Origin of the sequence: Chryseobacterium aurantiacum, from assembly GCF_003020585.1 — a bacterium.
Lineage (GTDB): Bacteria > Bacteroidota > Bacteroidia > Flavobacteriales > Weeksellaceae > Chryseobacterium > Chryseobacterium aurantiacum.
In genome coordinates this window covers 348,990-367,022 of sequence record NZ_PXUE01000001.1, presented here as the reverse complement: position 1 = coordinate 367,022, position 18,033 = coordinate 348,990, and the positions used below count along the sequence as shown (strand labels likewise).

At 34.4% G+C, this 18,033-nt stretch carries 17 protein-coding genes and 2 tRNA genes; 12 read left to right on the top strand and 7 right to left on the bottom strand.

Annotated features, from left to right (window positions below):
• The first annotated feature begins 23 nt into the window (after positions 1-23).
• The 4 genes from C7D53_RS01640 to gap all read left to right on the top strand — a co-directional run bounded on the left by C7D53_RS01640 (position 24) and on the right by gap (position 3,460).
• Positions 24-368: a winged helix-turn-helix transcriptional regulator gene (locus C7D53_RS01640; RefSeq protein ID WP_106914662.1), complete on the top strand. Its 345-nt coding sequence runs from the start codon at positions 24-26 to the stop codon at positions 366-368.
• A gap of 111 nt (positions 369-479) precedes the next feature.
• A complete protein-coding gene (locus C7D53_RS01635) occupies positions 480-1,352 on the top strand; it encodes a DUF4846 domain-containing protein (RefSeq protein WP_106914661.1) in 873 nt (290 codons plus the stop codon).
• 83 nt (positions 1,353-1,435) lie between these two features.
• Positions 1,436-2,422, top strand: coding sequence for a 6-phosphofructokinase (gene pfkA, locus C7D53_RS01630; RefSeq protein WP_076354621.1), 987 nt, complete (start codon positions 1,436-1,438; stop codon positions 2,420-2,422).
• Between the two features lie 33 nt (positions 2,423-2,455).
• Positions 2,456-3,460, top strand: coding sequence for a type I glyceraldehyde-3-phosphate dehydrogenase (gene gap, locus C7D53_RS01625; RefSeq protein ID WP_106914660.1), 1,005 nt, complete (start codon positions 2,456-2,458; stop codon positions 3,458-3,460).
• A 63-nt stretch (positions 3,461-3,523) separates the two neighbouring features.
• Here the strand turns inward: gap and C7D53_RS01620 are convergent, their stop codons facing one another.
• A complete protein-coding gene (locus tag C7D53_RS01620) occupies positions 3,524-5,278 on the bottom strand; it encodes a hypothetical protein (protein WP_106914659.1) in 1,755 nt (584 codons plus the stop codon).
• A gap of 200 nt (positions 5,279-5,478) precedes the next feature.
• Between C7D53_RS01620 and C7D53_RS01615 the strand changes: the two genes are divergently transcribed.
• The 3 genes from C7D53_RS01615 to recA all read left to right on the top strand — a co-directional run bounded on the left by C7D53_RS01615 (position 5,479) and on the right by recA (position 8,861).
• Positions 5,479-6,276: a response regulator transcription factor gene (locus C7D53_RS01615; protein WP_106915543.1), complete on the top strand. Its 798-nt coding sequence runs from the start codon at positions 5,479-5,481 to the stop codon at positions 6,274-6,276.
• 78 nt (positions 6,277-6,354) lie between these two features.
• Positions 6,355-7,539, top strand: coding sequence for an oxygenase MpaB family protein (locus C7D53_RS01610; RefSeq protein ID WP_106914658.1), 1,185 nt, complete (start codon positions 6,355-6,357; stop codon positions 7,537-7,539).
• Between the two features lie 320 nt (positions 7,540-7,859).
• The gene (recA, locus tag C7D53_RS01605) at positions 7,860-8,861 is read left to right on the top strand and encodes a recombinase RecA (RefSeq protein WP_106914657.1); all 1,002 of its coding nucleotides are present in this window, start codon (positions 7,860-7,862) and stop codon (positions 8,859-8,861) included.
• 55 nt (positions 8,862-8,916) lie between these two features.
• On the opposite strand, the gene C7D53_RS01600 is transcribed toward recA, so the two are convergent.
• On the bottom strand, positions 8,917-10,413 hold the full coding sequence (locus C7D53_RS01600; protein ID WP_162926053.1) for a hypothetical protein: 1,497 nt from the start codon (positions 10,411-10,413) through the stop codon (positions 8,917-8,919).
• Between the two features lie 80 nt (positions 10,414-10,493).
• Between C7D53_RS01600 and htpG the strand changes: the two genes are divergently transcribed.
• On the top strand, positions 10,494-12,386 hold the full coding sequence (gene htpG / locus C7D53_RS01595; RefSeq protein ID WP_106914655.1) for a molecular chaperone HtpG: 1,893 nt from the start codon (positions 10,494-10,496) through the stop codon (positions 12,384-12,386).
• 450 nt (positions 12,387-12,836) lie between these two features.
• Positions 12,837-13,229: a helix-turn-helix domain-containing protein gene (locus C7D53_RS01590; RefSeq protein ID WP_106914654.1), complete on the top strand. Its 393-nt coding sequence runs from the start codon at positions 12,837-12,839 to the stop codon at positions 13,227-13,229.
• Positions 13,230-13,333: 104 nt separating this feature from the next.
• Here the strand turns inward: C7D53_RS01590 and C7D53_RS01585 are convergent, their stop codons facing one another.
• Positions 13,334-13,630: an MGMT family protein gene (locus tag C7D53_RS01585; protein ID WP_106914653.1), complete on the bottom strand. Its 297-nt coding sequence runs from the start codon at positions 13,628-13,630 to the stop codon at positions 13,334-13,336.
• Between the two features lie 70 nt (positions 13,631-13,700).
• On the opposite strand from C7D53_RS01585, the gene C7D53_RS01580 reads away from it, so the two are divergent.
• Entirely contained in the window at positions 13,701-13,847 is a 147-nt protein-coding gene (locus C7D53_RS01580) for a hypothetical protein (RefSeq protein WP_162926052.1), read from the top strand.
• A 187-nt stretch (positions 13,848-14,034) separates the two neighbouring features.
• Here the strand turns inward: C7D53_RS01580 and C7D53_RS01575 are convergent, their stop codons facing one another.
• The 4 genes from C7D53_RS01575 to C7D53_RS01560 all read right to left on the bottom strand — a co-directional run bounded on the left by C7D53_RS01575 (position 14,035) and on the right by C7D53_RS01560 (position 17,511).
• Positions 14,035-15,009, bottom strand: coding sequence for a deoxyhypusine synthase family protein (locus C7D53_RS01575; protein WP_076354641.1), 975 nt, complete (start codon positions 15,007-15,009; stop codon positions 14,035-14,037).
• Between the two features lie 329 nt (positions 15,010-15,338).
• The gene (locus C7D53_RS01570) at positions 15,339-15,719 is read right to left on the bottom strand and encodes a GreA/GreB family elongation factor (protein WP_106914651.1); all 381 of its coding nucleotides are present in this window, start codon (positions 15,717-15,719) and stop codon (positions 15,339-15,341) included.
• A 341-nt stretch (positions 15,720-16,060) separates the two neighbouring features.
• On the bottom strand, positions 16,061-16,453 hold the full coding sequence (arfB, locus tag C7D53_RS01565; RefSeq protein WP_106914650.1) for an alternative ribosome rescue aminoacyl-tRNA hydrolase ArfB: 393 nt from the start codon (positions 16,451-16,453) through the stop codon (positions 16,061-16,063).
• A gap of 29 nt (positions 16,454-16,482) precedes the next feature.
• Positions 16,483-17,511 (bottom strand): AMP-binding protein, encoded by a 1,029-nt coding sequence (locus C7D53_RS01560; protein ID WP_106914649.1) that lies wholly within the window; start codon positions 17,509-17,511, stop codon positions 16,483-16,485.
• A 99-nt stretch (positions 17,512-17,610) separates the two neighbouring features.
• Here C7D53_RS01560 and C7D53_RS01555 point away from each other — a divergent pair.
• Together C7D53_RS01555 and C7D53_RS01550 are read left to right on the top strand one after the other, a co-directional pair.
• Positions 17,611-17,681 (top strand) — tRNA-Gln (locus tag C7D53_RS01555).
• 205 nt (positions 17,682-17,886) lie between these two features.
• A tRNA-Gln gene (locus tag C7D53_RS01550) sits at positions 17,887-17,957 on the top strand.
• The last annotated feature ends 76 nt before the right edge of the window (positions 17,958-18,033 follow it).

Here is an 18,033-nt window from a genome sequence, read left to right as displayed (position 1 = left end):
ATAGGGATCAAAAAGTCAATTTTATGAAAATAAAGGAAAGAGCTGAAGAAAATAAAATCTGTCCATTGGAAGTTGCCGTTAATACCATCAGTGGAAAGTGGAAAATTCCCATTGTTTGGCAGATCAATGAGGGAAAGAAACGTCCCAGTGAATTTTTACGTGGAATTGCCAAGGTAGACAGACGAGTACTTAATCAGCAACTTACTGAAATGGTTGAAGATGGCATTCTTACGAAGCATTCCTTTAATGAACTTCCGCCCAGAGTTGAATATACTCTTACGGATCTGGGTGAAAAGCTTGTTGCCATTCTTTGGCAGTTGAATGATTGGGGAAAACTACTGATTCCAGAAGAAGAACTTAGTGAATAATTTTATTTTTGGTGATTAAACTGATTTTCAGGCAAAAAAAATTCTAAAAAAAAATATTTTCTATCATACATATTACAAAAAACCTCATATTTGTAATTGAATCAAATGAATATGAAAAAAATTATTTCCGGAATGGTTATCGCCATTGTTCTATCAGGCTGTACCAAAGATAAGTCTCCATCGGGCCTTACTTCTCAGGAAACAAAAGATCTACATCAGGAAAGTTCAGTACAAATCAATAAGGATAAAAATACCATCAGAGAACGATTTTCACCTCCTAAAGGTTACGAATGGGTAGATGAAAAATCTGATTCTTTTGGATATTTTATTGAAAATTTTAAGTTGAAGCCCTATGGAAGTCAAATTTTAAAATATGATGGTTCTCCTATTGCCACGCAACATCTTCACGAAGCTATTTTTGATATTGATACTGGAAGTAAAGATTTGCAGCAGTGTGCTGATGCTGTTATCCGTTTAAGAGCTGAATATTTATATAAGATGAAGAGGTTTGATGAAATTAAGTTTCACTTCACGAGCGGTGACCTCCTGAGCTGGAATGACTATAAAAATGGAACAAGAGCCATCGTTAACGGAAATTCTGTAAGCTTCAGAAAAATGTCAGCATTTGATGATTCTTATCATGGCTTCAGAAATTATCTGGATTTGATCTTTAACTATGCAGGAACTATTTCTCTTAACAAGGAAACTAAGCCGGTCATTCAAAATTCAGATTTAAAAACAGGAGACATTCTGATTACTCCCGGAAGTCCGGGCCATATCGTCTTCATTGCAGGGGTTTCTAAAAATAAAGATGGAAAAAAAATATTTTTATTAGGTGAGGGATTTACTCCGGCTCAGTCTATTCATCTTCTGTCTAATCCTTTTAATAAGAATATTTCGCCATGGTATGATCTTGATATCAATGAACAGGAAACCAAAACGGCGCGGTATATTTTCAAACCGACAAACTTCAGAAGCTTTTAATTATTTATATTCAAAACTATTGAAAAGTTACTATGATAATCTGAACTTGTTTTTGTAAATTTGTGTTCGAAATTTTTTACTAGATGAAAGAGAGTGCTGTAAAAAAGATTGCAGTTCTTACTTCGGGAGGTGATTCTCCAGGTATGAATGCTGCATTAAGAGCGGTGGTAAGAACCGCTAATTACTATAATATTGAATGTTACGGAGTAAGGGAAGGCTACAATGGCCTTATCAGCAATGATTTCCTTAAAATGGGAGCCCGTTCTGTAAAAAATATAATCAACCAAGGTGGAACCATTCTAAAGTCTGCCAGATCCGCTGAATTCAGAACCAAGGAAGGGCGTCAGAAAGCCTACGATAACTGCGTAAAGTTTGGTATCGACGGATTGGTATGTATTGGTGGAGACGGAACTTTTACCGGAGCAAAGATCTTCAGTGAAGAATTTGGAATCAGGGTTATTGGTATTCCGGGAACGATCGACAATGATATTTTCGGAACGGATAACACCATAGGATATGATACCGCGTTGAATACTGCTATGGAAGCCATTGATAAAATCCGTGATACGGCAACTTCTCACAATAGAGTTTTCTTTGTAGAGGTGATGGGCCGTGATGCAGGATTTATTGCTTTAAACAGTGGATTGGCAACAGGTGCCCTGGATATTCTTATTCCTGAAAAGAAGGACAGCTTACAGGATCTTTTCTCGAACTTCAGAAAGGCTGAAAAAACAGGAAAAGCTTCCAGTATTGTAGTTGTGGCAGAGGGTGAGAAACTAGGTAGTATTTATGATATTGCCAACAGTACAAAAGAAGAGTTTCCACAATATGATATTCGTATTGCTGTATTAGGTCATATCCAAAGAGGAGGTTCTCCTAGTTGTGCAGACAGAGTATTGGCAAGCAGACTTGGATATGGTGCAGTAGTAGGATTAATGGATGGACAAACCAATGTAATGGCAGGAATGCGTTCCAACGATGTGGTATATACACCTATTGAAGAAGCCATTAAAAAACATAACGAAATCAACAAGGATCTAATGCTGATTTCAGAAATTTTAGCAATCTAATTATTTTTATAAATCTAATAAAAACAAACTATTATGTCAACAATTAAAGTAGGTATCAACGGTTTTGGTAGAATTGGACGTCTTGTTTTCAGAGCAATGACTGAAAGAGACAACATTGAAGTTGTAGGAATCAATGACCTAATCAATGCAGAATACATGGCTTACATGTTAAAATATGATTCTGTACATGGTGTTTTCCCAGGTGAGGTTTCTGTAGAAGGAAATGATCTTGTAGTAAACGGGAAAAGAATCAGAGTAACTGCTGAAAAAGATCCTAACAACCTAAAGTGGAACGAAATTGGTGCTGATTATATCGTAGAATCTACAGGTCTTTTCTTATCTAAAGATTCTGCTCAGGCTCACATTAATGCAGGTGCTAAGAAAGTAATTCTTTCTGCTCCTTCTAAAGATGATACTCCAATGTTCGTAATGGGGGTAAACCACAAGGAACTTACTGATGATATCAAAATTTTATCAAATGCTTCTTGTACTACCAACTGTTTAGCGCCTTTAGCTAAAGTTATCCACGATAAATTCGGAATTGCAGAAGGTTTAATGACAACTGTACACGCTACAACAGCTACTCAAAAAACTGTTGACGGTCCTTCAATGAAAGACTGGAGAGGTGGTAGAGCTGCTCTTAACAACATCATCCCTTCTTCTACAGGTGCTGCTAAAGCGGTAGGAAAAGTAATTCCTTCATTAAACGGTAAATTAACAGGTATGTCTTTCAGAGTACCTACTGTAGACGTTTCTGTAGTTGACCTTACTGTAAGATTAGAAAAAGCTACTTCTTACGATGAGATCTGTGCTGCTATCAAAGAAGCTTCTGAAGGTGAATTGAAAGGTATCCTAGGATATACTGAAGATGCAGTAGTATCTCAGGACTTCGTAGGAGATAAGAGAACTTCTATCTTCGACAAAGATGCTGGTATTATGCTTTCTCCTAACTTCGTGAAACTTGTTTCTTGGTATGACAACGAAATGGGTTACTCTAACAAGTTAGTTGATATGCTTGTACACGCTGCTTCTTTATAATTAAGTAATAAGCAATCTGTAATATAAAACCTTCCCGATGGGAAGGTTTTTTTATTTAGTAATTTATTTTAGTTTTAAAGTATCTTTTTGTTTTGGAGTAAGATTATAAGATAATCCTACAAATCCACCAATTTTGAAATTTCTAGTAAGAAGATCTTCATCTGCCAAAGAATTATTGAGCTGCATTCCTTCCTGATAATTAGCCTTAAGCTCATCTACCATTCGAAAAGAAGGTCCTGCTGTTAGAATTATTTTATTTCTTTTTCCCATAAGAAGACTAACGCCTGGAAAGATTGAATTAAAGCTAAGACCTGTAGTAAATGAAGCTCCTAAAGAAACTCCCCATGCAAAATCAGTTGAATTTCTAAAGCTCGCATGAAAAATCCCTGCAATGGTTGGGTTATATTTATTATTATCTAATCTTTGAATTTGATTGCTGGAATCAAGAGTATACTTTTTATCAATTGTTCCAAAATCAAATACCGTTCCTACACTAAAGTCAAATCTAATACCACCAGTTATATACTCAAAATATCTGAAGCTTTTATCATTATTTATATGGTAAGTATTGGAAAGATTTCTTTTGCTTTTAACTACCACATTAAATTCCAAGTAATCTTCTTCTCCTTGTATTGGAGCAGAAACATATTCGTAGGTCTGTGGCTCTCTAAGCAACCTGTCTAATATTTCTACTTCATTCAATTTCTTTGAAAGATTTATTTTTTGTATAACATCATCTGTTATTTTAATAGACTTTTGAATTCGTTCTACATCTTTCGTCAGCGCAGATCTTAGGACATCATTTTCACTAGAATAATTCAAGTTATCATAATTCAGAAAGGAAATAAAATCATTAACATTTGTAATTAATTCCTGATAAAGTTTTGGATAAACTTTAAATACCCCATAAGCATAATCTATATTTTCTTTGGTAAGGAAAAATGTAGTTTCAATAGGAACCCGCTTCCCTTTCAATAATTCACAATCTTTATTATTGTTGTCTTTTTGACATTTTTTGTAAAGTGCGTTATCTTCCTGATTATTAATAATTGACATATACATAGCATGGCTAAGTTCAGGACTTATCACCTTATCTATATAATTATTGTAATTTTGATTAAGTTTTATAAACTCTCTGGATATATCTATAAAGTTATTGTAAGCTGTATTGAGTTTATTTATTCTTTTATTTATGTTTTCCCTTAGCACGTCCGCATCTGTTGATTTACCAATCAATTGTTTTATTTCATATTGTACTTTCAATGCTTTTTGATTACTGGCATATATGTCATTATTTTTATTCCCAATTTCATTCTGAAGAGAATTTTTATTTTTCTCATAATTTTCATCTCTTAACGATTCATTCATTTTTAATTTCTCAGCCAGGTTATTCCTTTCATTTTCAAACTGTTTAATTTTTAAATCTAAAGAATCTAATTTGAAATATTTTTTTTGGAGGTTTAATATTTCAGGATTAGAATTAGAACTTTTTCCGGGTGATAACAAGGTTACATAACTCTCTTCAAACACAAAACTTTCTTGCATCTTGTAATAATTGTTTTGTTGTATTTCATCCAAAGTTTTCTTTGCAGCCTCTACATCCGTATTTTGATAAGATATTTCCTTATCCTCACTCTTAATTAAAATCTCATAGAAAAATGGATTAATACCTTGTATTTTAAGACTTACAGGTTTTCCTCTTTTTACTTTAAGATCTTTGTTTATAAACTCTCCGCTCGAGAAATCATAAACAACAGTTTGGCTATAAAGTACCGATAAAGGAAATAACAGAAACAGCAATAAAATTTTTGTTTTCATGATTATTTGTTTTTCAGGTTAAAGTTTTTTGATTGAAATAAAGAATAGAAAGCCTCAACCGTAAAAACAGATAGTTTCAGAAATTGAGCTTTCATGATCATTAGTTTCACATAAAGCTACAATAGTTTTAGACTCAATGAAATACCGCAAAAGGGGTATTTTTTTAACATAATTTTATTAATTTTATGAAAACATTAACCATGGATAAGAAATTTATAACCCAGCCCAAAAAGCCGCATCCCCTCACTAAAGTCTGGAATAAGTATCCGGAACTTCTTCAGAATGAGAAAACAATGCTCTCCGTTCCCTCCGTTGAGCGCATTATTGGAGAAGTTTTTGCCCCGGGACAGTTTTATCATTACGTGATCAACTTTGCAGACAGTACTATTTACAACCATCATGAAGATATTCTGAAAATACATGGATTAAGTAAATATCCTGTACACCTCAAGGAAATCATAGACCTCATCCATCCCGATGATCTTGAATTTGTGATGGAAGCCGAAAGAATGTGCATGGATAAAATGAAAGAAATAGGAGCCAATGACTATCTCCCCGAGCTGAAATTCAGCTATTGTTTTCGGATGAAGACCTCAAAAGGCAACTATGAGCTTTTTCATCATCAGTCCCTGCATACATTTAGGGATGAATACGGGAAAATTCTGCAGGCTATTAATATCCATACCAACATTGAGCATATTACCCATCAAAACTCTTACACCGTCTTAATTTCCGGTATCAACGGGCGGGAAGACTTTCATCAGATGCAATGGTTGAAATATGATAAGGCACTCCAGACCACCCCTGCTACCTTTACCAAAAGAGAAGTTGAGATTATCACTTACATTGCAAAAGGATACTCAGCCGGAAAAGTTTCTGAAATTTTGAATATTTCAGAAGAGACCGTACGTACACACAGAAAAAATATTTTGAGGAAATCTAACTGTAAAAATTGTTCAGAACTCATAAAAATGGCCTTTGAGTGGGGATACTTATGATATTTTTTTTTGAACTGATAAATCTCACCAGAGAATTTCGGTGTAAAACTTGTATTTTTATCTGTAAAGGAATGAACAATGATACAACCTCGGTTTAAAGATTCTCCCCATTTTAGAAATTTTTGGGAAAAGGGGAACGGGAAACAACTGATTGAATTTTCCGGTGCTCAGGTGAGCTTTCAGGATTTTGAAAAATTTGCTCCCTTCTTTTATCATGTGGATGAAACCGGTGATGAAGTTGTAAAAGATGTTTATTTTACGAAAAAATTCCATGAAGCTTCAAGGGAAATTGAACATTATATTCGAAACGGTGTTTCTGAAAATGATTCCATTCCTGAAAGTGTAAAAAACCTTTTTGCCCAAACACAGAAAATTCCAAACTGGCTTGATTATAATCTATTAAAAAGCGGCGCAGAACTCTGTATGAGAAGCAATCTGGATTCCTTAATTTCCCTGAGGGATTATTGTCTAATAGGAGGTTATGACTACGCGTATCTCAACAAACCCCTTATTGTTACAGAAGCTTTGAAAAAGGGAGCTGTAAAACGGCTTTCCGAAACTTTGGATTTTTGGGTAAATGCCACTCGCTATGATGCTTTGGAAATTCATGCAAAAGGATATGAATTTGCCATAAAAACCCGCTTGATTCATTCCTACGCAAGGCTTTCCATTAAAAAGCATTATAAAGATTGGGATACTGAAAACTGGGGAGAGCCCATCAATTCCTGGGATATGATGGCTACCTATATTGGTTTCAGCCTTGTTTTCCTCCACAGTCTTCAGAAATTAGGAAATACCTTTTCTATAGAAGAAGAACAGGGAATTTTTCACTTATGGAAATATGTTGGATATTTACTTGGGATTCCGGAACAACTCCTACCCGATGATAAAAAACAGGCTACAGAATATTTTTATTTATGGACCTCTCTTCAGCCGCCGTCTGATAAAGACTCTGTTCTTTTGGCTCATTCTTTACTGAATGAATCTTTGGAAAATCCCATCTTAAAGTTTGAATTCCAAAGGAAAAATCTGAGATATCTTCATATTTGTTGTACCTGGTTTTTATTGGATGATGAAGTTTGTAAAAGATTACAAATTCCTGAGGCTTCCTACAGAAATTTGTTCCCAAAATCTAAAATACTGTTCAATAAAATCTATGACAACCTTGTAAGCCGGGACTCAAGAATTAAAAGAGGAAATAAAGACCAAATGAAAGTATTGAAAGATTATCTGAATATTACTCAGAATTCAAATTTTCATTAAAAGTAACTGTTGAAAATCACGAACGCGCAAAGATTTATATGATTCCTAAATTTTTAAAGAGGAAGTATAAAATTTTTGTACCTTAAAAACATCTGACATTAAAAAAATGGTGTCTTTGCAATTTCCAACAAAAAGAGCTTATCTTATTTAGCAAAACATTTAAAAACACTTTAGATACCACGTCTTGCATCTGCTTCGTTATGAATAAGATCAGCAATAAAAAATTATCATTTTTTAACTTTAAAAACCTGTTTCAGGGATAAATAATATTAGTTTTTGATATTTAAATTATGTATTTTTGAGAAATTATTTTAATAGAGATGAGTAACATTGATGATAAGAAAAAAGCACTCGCATTAGTGCTTGACAAGTTAGATAAAACATACGGAAAGGGAACAGTAATGACTTTGGGTGATGATGCCGTAGACACTACCATAGAAGTAATTCCATCCGGATCTTTAGGATTAGACATCGCATTAGGTATAGGTGGATATCCTAAAGGGAGAATCATTGAAATATATGGTCCTGAATCTTCTGGTAAAACAACATTAACTCTTCACGCTATTGCTGAGGCTCAAAAAGCAGGTGGTATTGCTGCTTTTATTGATGCTGAGCACGCTTTTGACAGAACATATGCTTCAAAACTGGGAATTGATTTAGAAAACCTTATCATTTCTCAACCGGACAATGGGGAGCAAGCTTTAGAAATTGCTGATAACCTTATCCGTTCCGGAGCTATTGATATTGTAGTTATTGACTCTGTAGCAGCTCTTACCCCAAAAGCGGAGATTGAAGGAGAAATGGGAGATTCAAAAATGGGTCTTCATGCAAGATTAATGTCTCAGGCATTAAGAAAACTAACGGCTACGATTTCAAGAACAAAATGTACCGTAATTTTCATTAACCAGTTAAGAGAAAAAATCGGTGTAATGTTCGGTAACCCTGAAACAACTACCGGTGGTAATGCTCTTAAATTCTATGCGTCTGTAAGAATTGATATCAGAAAGGCAAGTGCACCTATCAAACAAGGTGATGAGGCTATCGGAAGCCGTGTGAAAGTGAAGATTGTAAAAAATAAAGTAGCACCTCCTTTCAAACAAGCTGAATTTGACATCATGTATGGAGAAGGAGTTTCCAAGGTTGGAGAAATTCTTGATACAGCAGTAGACATGGGAATCGTGAAGAAAAGCGGATCTTGGTTCAGCTACGAAGAAAGCAAATTAGGACAAGGACGTGATGCCGTAAAAGATGTTTTAAAAGACAACCCTGAGCTTTCCGAAGAATTGGAAAACAAAATCAAGGAAGAATTGAAAAACAAATAATTCATAAAAAAACGGTCTGAATATTCAGACCGTTTTTATTTTTATATCCTTTTTATTATTCTGCAATTTTACCCTGCAGCTGTAAAAGTCCAGCCACTTTCATTCCCTTTGTTAAGGTTTCAAATCTCATATTATCTTGATGAACAAAAACATCAATAGTGAAGAAGTCTTCCCTTTCTTCATGGGTAACTAATTTCAGTTTTACGATATAAGCCTGCACGCTTCCATCCTCAAACAATACTGTTTCCTTGAAATCAATAACCTTACCGATAAAATCAAAGCATGCATAATTAGGAAGATCTTTACTTGGCATATACGTTGTAAATTCTTCACTCATCTTGGTTCCGTCCGGTAAATCAAAATCTTGATGAACATCCAATACAAAGGCAATTCCGCTAAGATTAATTTGTAAATGAGGTTGTACCAAATACTGTTCTCTTTTCTCAGCATAATCTGTAGCAAAGAACCAAACTCCAAAGGTATCTCTCGCAGGCCCCGCTACAATTGCCTCCTCATTGGATGCATTCTCTAGCTCACTGATAACTTTAGTTTCAAAATCCAATGAAAAATCAGTCTTAATTTCCGGATAAATTGTACCAAATTCTTCATTGAAAAGAGTTTTGAATTTCACATCTGCAAACTCCATTTTGCCGGCTTTATTCTCCTCAAAATCAGGTTCGTTGGCCTTACATTCTTTTAAAAGAGTAATCAGACGATCAGCGTAAGAAGGATTATTCTGAAAGTTATCATGTCCAAAAATACCACTCCAGGTATTAATAAGACTAGGTACGTTAGATTTTCTTATTTTGATACCTGCTTCGTTAGTAACTTCAGGGGCCTTTATGGGTTCCATATTAGTAAAATAGTTTTTCCCCTCAACCAACTGAGTGTTCATGATATCATTATTTTCTTCATGAGAGAATTCTACAATTCCTTTATAGGTAATATTATCATTTTCGAAAACATAAGGTAATGCCATCTTATCCTGATTTTCACCTTCAAAGTGATAAGCCATTGTAATAGCCTTAAATTCATTCTCTCTTGTTGCCAGACTGTGATTACCATCATTATCAAATTGTGAGTGATACAAAATCATATAAGATTTAATTTTCCCCTCCTCAAGTTCACTTTCGAACTTCGTTGTCATTCTTTCTATCACCTCTCCAGCTGAAAGAGTGTACCCCTCCTCTGTCACCATGTAGGCAAACCCTTCTACTTCTCCATTTTCTTTTTCAAATGCAGAAATAGGCGCAAGATCACCCCTTAGCTGAAGAGCAATGGAATACATGATGTAATCGTTGTAAATCCTGATTTTTCTGTACTGCTCACTTATTACCACCTCTTCTATTGGCTGCGCCGAAACTTCCGGTATGGTCTCTACCACTTCTTCCACAACTTTCTCAACCACTTTTTCCTCTGGTATTTCATTATATTGAACCGGAGTACTTACATTTTCCTGTCTATTATTCTTTTTCTTAAAAAAATCAAAGATTCCCATATTGTTATTATAATTGGCGGTAAATATAATAAAAGCGATGAATTTGCCCATCATAAAAAAATGCCATTCTGTCAGTTTCTTCGATGTGGTATTTTTTTTGAGAAATATTTGAAAATTAAAAAATCTAAAATATTATGACTAAAGGAAATATTAATGTATCTGTGGAAAATATTTTCCCACTTATTAAAAAATTTCTTTACAGTGACCACGAAATATTCTTAAGAGAATTAATCTCCAATGCAACAGATGCTACCTTAAAATTAAAGCACCTGACAAGCATCGGAGAAGCAAAGGTTGAATACGGAAACCCGAAACTTGAGGTTAAAATTGATAAAGAGCAAAAAACATTACGCATTATAGACCAAGGTATTGGGATGACCGGTGAAGAGGTTGAAAAATACATCAATCAGGTTGCTTTTTCCGGTGCTGAAGAGTTCCTGGAAAAATATAAGGACACCGCCAAAGATTCCGGGATTATTGGACACTTCGGACTGGGATTCTACTCTGCATTTATGGTAGCTGAAAAAGTAGAAATCATTACAAAATCCTATAAAGATGAGCCTGCTGTAAGATGGATATGTGATGGAAGCCCTGAATTTACCCTTGAAGAAACTACTGAAAAAACAGATAGAGGAACAGAAATAATTCTTCATATCGCAGAAGATTCTGTAGAGTTTTTAGAAGAAAGCAAAATCCGTGAATTACTGCTAAAGTATAACAAATTCATGCCTGTTCCTATTAAATTTGGAACAAAAACACATACGCTTCCATTACCGGAAGACGCTCCGGAAGATGCTGTTGCTGAAACTGAAGAAGTGGATAACATTATCAACAATCCGGTACCGGCATGGACAATTTCTCCAAGTGAACTGACAAATGAGGATTACATGAAGTTCTACCATGAGCTTTATCCAATGCAGTTTGAAGAGCCTTTATTCAACATTCACCTGAATGTAGACTACCCTTTCAACCTTACCGGAGTTTTATTCTTTCCTAAATTAAGCAACAACTTAAATATTGATAAGGATAAAATCCAGTTATACCAAAATCAGGTATTCGTAACAGATGAAGTAAAAGGGATCGTTCCTGATTTCTTAATGCTTCTAAGAGGAGTTATTGACTCTCCGGATATTCCATTGAATGTATCCCGTTCTTATCTTCAGGCAGATGGTGCTGTAAAGAAAATTTCTTCTTACATCACTAAAAAAGTAGCCGATAAAATGGCTTCCTTAATCAATGAAAATCGTGAAGATTACGAACAAAAATGGAATGATATCAAGATCGTTATTGAGTATGGAATTATCACGGAAGAAAAGTTTGCTGAAAAGGCAGATAAATTCACCCTATATCCTACAACCGACGGAAAATATTTCCTTTGGAATGAGCTGGTAGAAAAAATTACTCCATCACAAACTGACAAGGATAACAAGCTGGTTATTCTATATGCTACCAATGCGGATGAGCAACACAGCTACATTCAATCTGCAAAAGACAAGGGGTATGAGGTTCTTTTATTAGACTCTCCTATCATTCCACACGTGATTCAAAAACTGGAAACGTCAAAAGAAAATATTTCATTTGCAAGAGTAGATGCAGATCACATCAATAACCTGATCAAAAAAGATGAACCTATTATTTCAAAATTAAATGAAACAGAAAAGGAATCTTTAAAGAAAAATGTAGAAGAAGCTATTCAGGATATTAAATTTACAGTACAACTTGAAGATCTTGACAGCAATGATGCTCCGTTTACAATTACTCAACCTGAATTTATGAGAAGAATGAAAGAAATGCAGGCAACAGGCGGCGGTGGTATGTTCGGAATGGGGGGCTTCCCGGAAATGTACAACCTTGTGGTGAACTCTAACAGTGATCTTTCTAATCAGATCTTAAAAACAGAGAACAATGAGGAAAAAGAAAGCCTGATTAAACACGCACTGGATCTGGCCAAGTTATCTCAAAACCTACTGAAAGGAAAAGACCTGACAGATTTTATACAGAGAAGCTATAAGCAACTTGAAAAATAATATACAAAAGGCTGTTTCATATGAGACAGCCTTTTTTCTTTCTTATATTTTTTCAACTACAAAAGTCACAAAATATTTTAACACTTTAGTATTTTTAAGTGACAAGCTGCATGCATAAAAGGGCGCTTTAGTTTTAAAAATCAAAGACTTTCTTCTTCATATGCGAACTTAGTATATTATTTTTTTGAACTTCTTAAGTGAACTAAGGTGTTAAAACAGAAAGCTTTTGTGACTTTTGTGGTTTAAAAATTCAAAGGGTTTAAATAATAATTTCTATTTCAGTGATAAAAGAAATATCAAGAGAAAATCATCAACTATTCAAGTGAATAATACACATAAAATAAACCTCATCTTCGTTTTCACTTAGTCCTCATCATTTTAAAGGATCTTTTTTCCATTTTTTATTGTATACATTGTGGTTTTTCTCCATTTTTGTATAAAATGTCGGACATGCAAAAAGAAAAATTACGCATCATTAGAAAGCAAAAAGGCTATACACAAAAGCAGGTAGCTGATTTTATCGCAACTGATGTATCTAACTACAGCAGGAAAGAAAGCGGCGATGTAAGAATTATACCTGAAGAATGGGACAAAATTGCCCGATTTTTGGAAGTTCCGCTAGATGAAATTTTTGAAGAAGAGGATGCTAAAATTATAGTTAATAATGATCATCCGGTATTTAATGATAATTCAGGAACTTCTGCTGGATTAATTAATAATCAGAGTAATTATGGAAATATTCCAGGGACTATTATTGAGAATCTACAAGGATATATTGCTTTGTTAAAAGAAGAAAACGAAAGACTTAAGGAGGAGTTAAAAAATCCAAAGGTTAAAAAATAATACGGCTTACAACCGCCATCTTTAAAAGCCATTCATATTGTTTATCAAGATGTAATGGTTTTTTTTGTATCAAAAATTGAAACCATACGACATCTCAAAATTTATTACAACTCCTCCATGGGGTCCCAAAACAACTTTTTAAAATTCTTTATTCTGAGGTTTTCCACAGTAATTCCTTCTTTTTCTAATTTCCCTTGAAATTCTGGTACAGACAACACTCCTGAACTGGAAATCACCCGATGGGCAGGAACATCTTTCGGGCAGCCTCCCATTGCCTTTCCTACATGCCTTGAATGATTGGGATAACCTACTGCCTTAGCAATAGCACCATAGGTAGAAACTCGTCCTTTGGGAATAAGTTTTGCCACTTCGTAAACCTGTTGTTTGAAAATCTCATCCATAATTTATTGAGGTATAGCATCATTTTTGAAGTCCTATAAACTTCATGATGTTTCATTAAAAGATAAAGGTATGAAAAAATCATTTTTCCGATTGCTGAATGTAATCAATAAAAAGATCCTTCCAAAGTTGAGCAACAAAGATCCCAATCAATTGACAAAGATTGAAAAGGGAATTTTGGCGTATCGTTATTTTGTGCTGGTAAATTCGCTGGATTAATTTTTTGTATATAACTATGGTTTGTTGAGAAACACAAAAGGGCAAGACTATTTTAAATAGGTGATGTTTATATGACGCAAAATTTTCTTTACGATAAATTGTATACTGGATTATCAGCAAATAAAAAAGCGCTTCAAAATAAATTGAAACGCTGTTATTTTAATCTCGTTTGAGAAGTCTTTATTTCTTAAGAATTTTCAAGAATGTAAGAGAACATCAATGGTGCACAGATCGTTGCATCACTTTCAACGATGAATTTCGGTGTAGTGATATCAAGTTTACCCCAAGTGATTTTTTCATTTGGAACTGCTCCTGAATATGAACCATAAGATGTGGTAGAGTCAGAAATCTGACAGAAGTAAGACCAGAACGGAATGTCATGCATTTCCATATCCTGATACAACATTGGTACCACACAAATTGGGAAATCTCCTGCAATACCTCCACCAATCTGGAAGAATCCTACTCCTTTTCCAGCTGAGTTTTTAGTATACCAATCTGCAAGATATGTCATATATTCAATACCTGATTTCATTGTAGTAGCGGTAAGCTCTCCTTTGATACAGTAAGAAGCAAAGATGTTACCCATTGTAGAATCTTCCCATCCCGGAACTACGATTGGCAAGTTTGCTTCTGCAGCAGCAATCATCCAAGAGTTTTCTCTAGGAATCTCATAGTACTGCTCCAATACTCCTGAAAGAATCATTTTATACATGAATTCATGCGGGAAATATCTTTCTCCTTTAGCTTCTGCATCTTTCCAGATTTCAACAATATGTTTCTGCAATCTTCTGAATGCTTCTTCTTCAGGGATACAAGTATCGGTAACTCTGTTTAATCCTCTCTCTAATAGATCCCATTCCTGCTGAGGGGTAAGATCTCTATAATCCGGAACTCTTTCATAATGAGAGTGAGCCACAAGATTCATTAAGTCTTCCTCAAGGTTAGCTCCTGTACAAGAGATGAAGTCCACTTTTCCCTGACGGATCATTTCTGCAAGAATTTTCCCCAATTCAGCAGTAGACATTGCTCCTGCCAAAGTGATCATCATTTTCCCACCATCTTTAAGATGTGCAACATACCCTTTAGATGCATCTACCAAAGCAGCTGCATTGAAATGCAGAAAATATTTTTCTATAAATTCAGAAATTGGTTTGTTCATTTTTATAATTTTTGCAAAGATAAAACTTAAAAATGGAATGCAGCCAAAGCACTCGAAGAAAGTATCATAGAGGTTGCTTTTTTATCATTTGTTAAATTAATCTGGGACTGAGCTTTTCATTGTAATTTGTTTGTATACACAAAACCGCAGTGGGTTTTATCTATTGAGGAAATTGTAATCCACAAGCAATCCAAAATTTTCAGCAGGGATCATGTTCAAAATCGAGAGCCATTGCCTTTTCAAACATAAGATCTGCTATTAAAAAAAAGCGGGGCCCAAAATGAGCCGCGCTTTCATTATCATTCAACTAAATAATATTCAACAAAGGTTTATCTTTCCCAGTTTTCTACTTTCAGGATTTCTATTTTTCTTTCACCGTCCCTGAAAGGCCAGTCTATAATATCTCCTACTTTATATCCTACTACAGCCAGTGCTATATCAGAAAGGATAGAATGTTTATTTTTCTTAACCTTTTCCTGAGCTGAGGGAACAAAAATATATTCATGTTCAAAATTCAGGGTATGATCTTTTAAGGTTACTTTTCTCTCCACTGTTACCACATCTTCCGGTAAATCTCTTCTCAAAACCTGCTTGGCTTTTCTAAGTTCTTCAGTTAATTTCTTCTCTTCAGGGATGCTTACTTTTTTTCTTCTAAGAGTATCTTTTATGGCATCATAAATTCCGGTAGTTACAATAATTTGATTGGACATTTTTCAATTTTTTAAGATTAAAATGCAGGTATTCCCGATGATCCAATGCAGAAATCAGGCGTATATCCGCTCATTTCCATGGAAAACCGCAAAAACAATAAATAAAAATCTGGAATATTCCCCTGTCTTGGATCCTGACAGGGCTTAATTGATAAAGTCCTTGGAACTTTTCAGAAAAGAATCTGTATGTAGATAAAGTAATGACAGCAACAAGCCTGCTCTTCGGCGCTCCGTTGATAAAAAGATGGTTGCTGTCATTATAATTGTTATTTCTATTCTTACAAATATAAAGCTTAAAAATGACATGCAGTTCTTTTACCCCGTAAAACCTTAGATTTCGATTAAAATTTGAAACGTCTGTTTTCCTTTTTATCAGAAAGTTTCTTTTTGGTATCCAGGCGCTTTTGCTTTTGTCTTTTCGATGGTTTTGTAGCTGTCCTTTTTTTAGGAATAAATAAGGACTTTTCTACTATTTCCATTATTTTTTCAATTGCCTTATTTTTATTCATCAACTGGGTTCTGCTTTCAGAAACGGTAAGAAATAACCACCCATCTGCATTAATTCTGTTTTTAAGTTTATCCTGAATTAATATTTTCTCATCTTCATTAAAAAAAGCAGAAGTTTCCACTTTCCAAAGCACGGTAACCGCAGTTTCCACCTTATTCACATTTTGTCCTCCTGCTCCACTGCTGCGGGAAGTTTTGAAACTGAGTTCTTTTGAAAAGTCTTTCATTGTTTTAAATTTTGAAATCCAAGATATAACTAAATATTCTCACTAACCATTTTGTATAATTCTATCCTGTTGACCTTTCCATTCGGAGTTCTTGGAATGGTATTGGTAAAAATAATCTCCTTGGGCTTATGGAATTTCTTCTCAAATAATATCTTTGAAATTACTCTCCTTAATTCCTCAGATTCATTTCCCTCAACAATCAGTACTAGCTTCTGTCCCAAACTTTCATCTGGTAAACCTATGAAAATAGCTTCATTAGGGATTTCTTTTTTGACCAAAGTTTCAAGTGCTTCCGGAAAAATTTTCGCGCCTCCGGAATTGATTACGTTGTCTATTCTTCCAAGAAATTTAAATTGCTTATCATTTTTAATTTCAACTAAATCATTAGTTTTTAAAATCTCATCATTTACATTCGGTGCCAGTAGGGTAAGGCAGCCTCTTTCATCCAATGAAATAGATACATTTTCAAAAACAGTAAAATAATCTTCAGATTTCGGCATCAGTTGCTTAAGCCCAATATGGGAAAGAGTTTCTGACATTCCATAGGTTTCAAAGATACGATTGGAACTCTTTAGATTTTTTTGAAGAATTTTATTTTTAAGGCTTTCAGAAACGGCAGCCCCGCCAATGATCAAATTTTTAATCAAATGTAACTGATCCAATGAGTTTTCCACCTGAAGTGGTGTCATCGCACAAAAATCTATTTCTTCTTCCAGATCTTGTACAGGATTTAAAGATGGTTCTGCAATCATTAATTCCAGTTTTCTTTCAATAGAACGCACCATCATCATTTTTCCAGAAATATATTCTACAGGCAGGCACAATAAAGCCTTATCTCCCTCTTTCAATCCCAAAAAATTACAGGTCATTACTGCAGAATTGATCATTTTCTTTTTCTCGATATCGAAAATTTTTGGAACTCCTGTTGACCCTGAAGTCTGCACTTTTACCATTTCACTCCCAGAAAGCCATTCTTCTAAAAAGTTTTCTACTTTTTTTTCAAATTCTGTATTGAATGATAATTTATTAATATTGAGATTATTGAAGTCTATAAGCATGATTGAGATAAATAAAAAGCGATGTAAATTTAAAAAAAACTTTAAAAAGTTCTTGTATCTAAACAAAAAAGCTGTAAATTTGCATCACCAAAATAAAACAGACCTATAGTGTAACGGTAGCACTCCGGTTTTTGGTACCGTCAGTCGGGGTTCGAATCCCTGTGGGTCTACAAACCATCCTTTTTTAGGATGGTTTTTGTTTTTTATAATATCATCTGACTTCTTTAAATTCATTCAATAAGTCAGATGATCTTGATTTAAAAATTACAGCTCGAGATAAATTTAATTAATAAAAACTGAACTCATAATTTTTTTTCAAAACAGTTTTTGCACATAAAGAAAAAATTTGTAAATTTGCACCACCAAAAATAAAACAGACCTATAGTGTAACGGTAGCACTCCGGTTTTTGGTACCGTCAGTCGGGGTTCGAATCCCTGTGGGTCTACAAACCATCCTTTTTTAGGATGGTTTTTGTTTTTTATCTCTACATTCTATTTGAATAATTTACTTTCGTTTCCTCA

Bases quoted from the DNA above. Each gene is read 5' to 3' on its own strand.
- recA (WP_106914657.1), top strand. From the start codon at position 7,860: ATGAGTAACATTGATGATAAGAAAAAAGCACTCGCATTAGTGCTTGAC.
- C7D53_RS01620 (WP_106914659.1), bottom strand. From the start codon at position 5,278: ATGAAAACAAAAATTTTATTGCTGTTTCTGTTATTTCCTTTATCGGTA.
- C7D53_RS01600 (WP_162926053.1), bottom strand. From the start codon at position 10,413: ATGATGGGCAAATTCATCGCTTTTATTATATTTACCGCCAATTATAAT.
- pfkA (WP_076354621.1), top strand. From the start codon at position 1,436: ATGAAAGAGAGTGCTGTAAAAAAGATTGCAGTTCTTACTTCGGGAGGT.
- C7D53_RS01610 (WP_106914658.1), top strand. From the start codon at position 6,355: ATGATACAACCTCGGTTTAAAGATTCTCCCCATTTTAGAAATTTTTGG.
- C7D53_RS01575 (WP_076354641.1), bottom strand. From the start codon at position 15,009: ATGAACAAACCAATTTCTGAATTTATAGAAAAATATTTTCTGCATTTC.
- htpG (WP_106914655.1), top strand. From the start codon at position 10,494: ATGACTAAAGGAAATATTAATGTATCTGTGGAAAATATTTTCCCACTT.
- C7D53_RS01635 (WP_106914661.1), top strand. From the start codon at position 480: ATGAAAAAAATTATTTCCGGAATGGTTATCGCCATTGTTCTATCAGGC.
- C7D53_RS01580 (WP_162926052.1), top strand. From the start codon at position 13,701: ATGAAAAAATCATTTTTCCGATTGCTGAATGTAATCAATAAAAAGATC.
- C7D53_RS01590 (WP_106914654.1), top strand. From the start codon at position 12,837: ATGCAAAAAGAAAAATTACGCATCATTAGAAAGCAAAAAGGCTATACA.
- C7D53_RS01615 (WP_106915543.1), top strand. From the start codon at position 5,479: ATGGATAAGAAATTTATAACCCAGCCCAAAAAGCCGCATCCCCTCACT.
- C7D53_RS01570 (WP_106914651.1), bottom strand. From the start codon at position 15,719: ATGTCCAATCAAATTATTGTAACTACCGGAATTTATGATGCCATAAAA.
- arfB (WP_106914650.1), bottom strand. From the start codon at position 16,453: ATGAAAGACTTTTCAAAAGAACTCAGTTTCAAAACTTCCCGCAGCAGT.
- C7D53_RS01560 (WP_106914649.1), bottom strand. From the start codon at position 17,511: ATGCTTATAGACTTCAATAATCTCAATATTAATAAATTATCATTCAAT.
- C7D53_RS01640 (WP_106914662.1), top strand. From the start codon at position 24: ATGAAAATAAAGGAAAGAGCTGAAGAAAATAAAATCTGTCCATTGGAA.
- gap (WP_106914660.1), top strand. From the start codon at position 2,456: ATGTCAACAATTAAAGTAGGTATCAACGGTTTTGGTAGAATTGGACGT.
- C7D53_RS01585 (WP_106914653.1), bottom strand. From the start codon at position 13,630: ATGGATGAGATTTTCAAACAACAGGTTTACGAAGTGGCAAAACTTATT.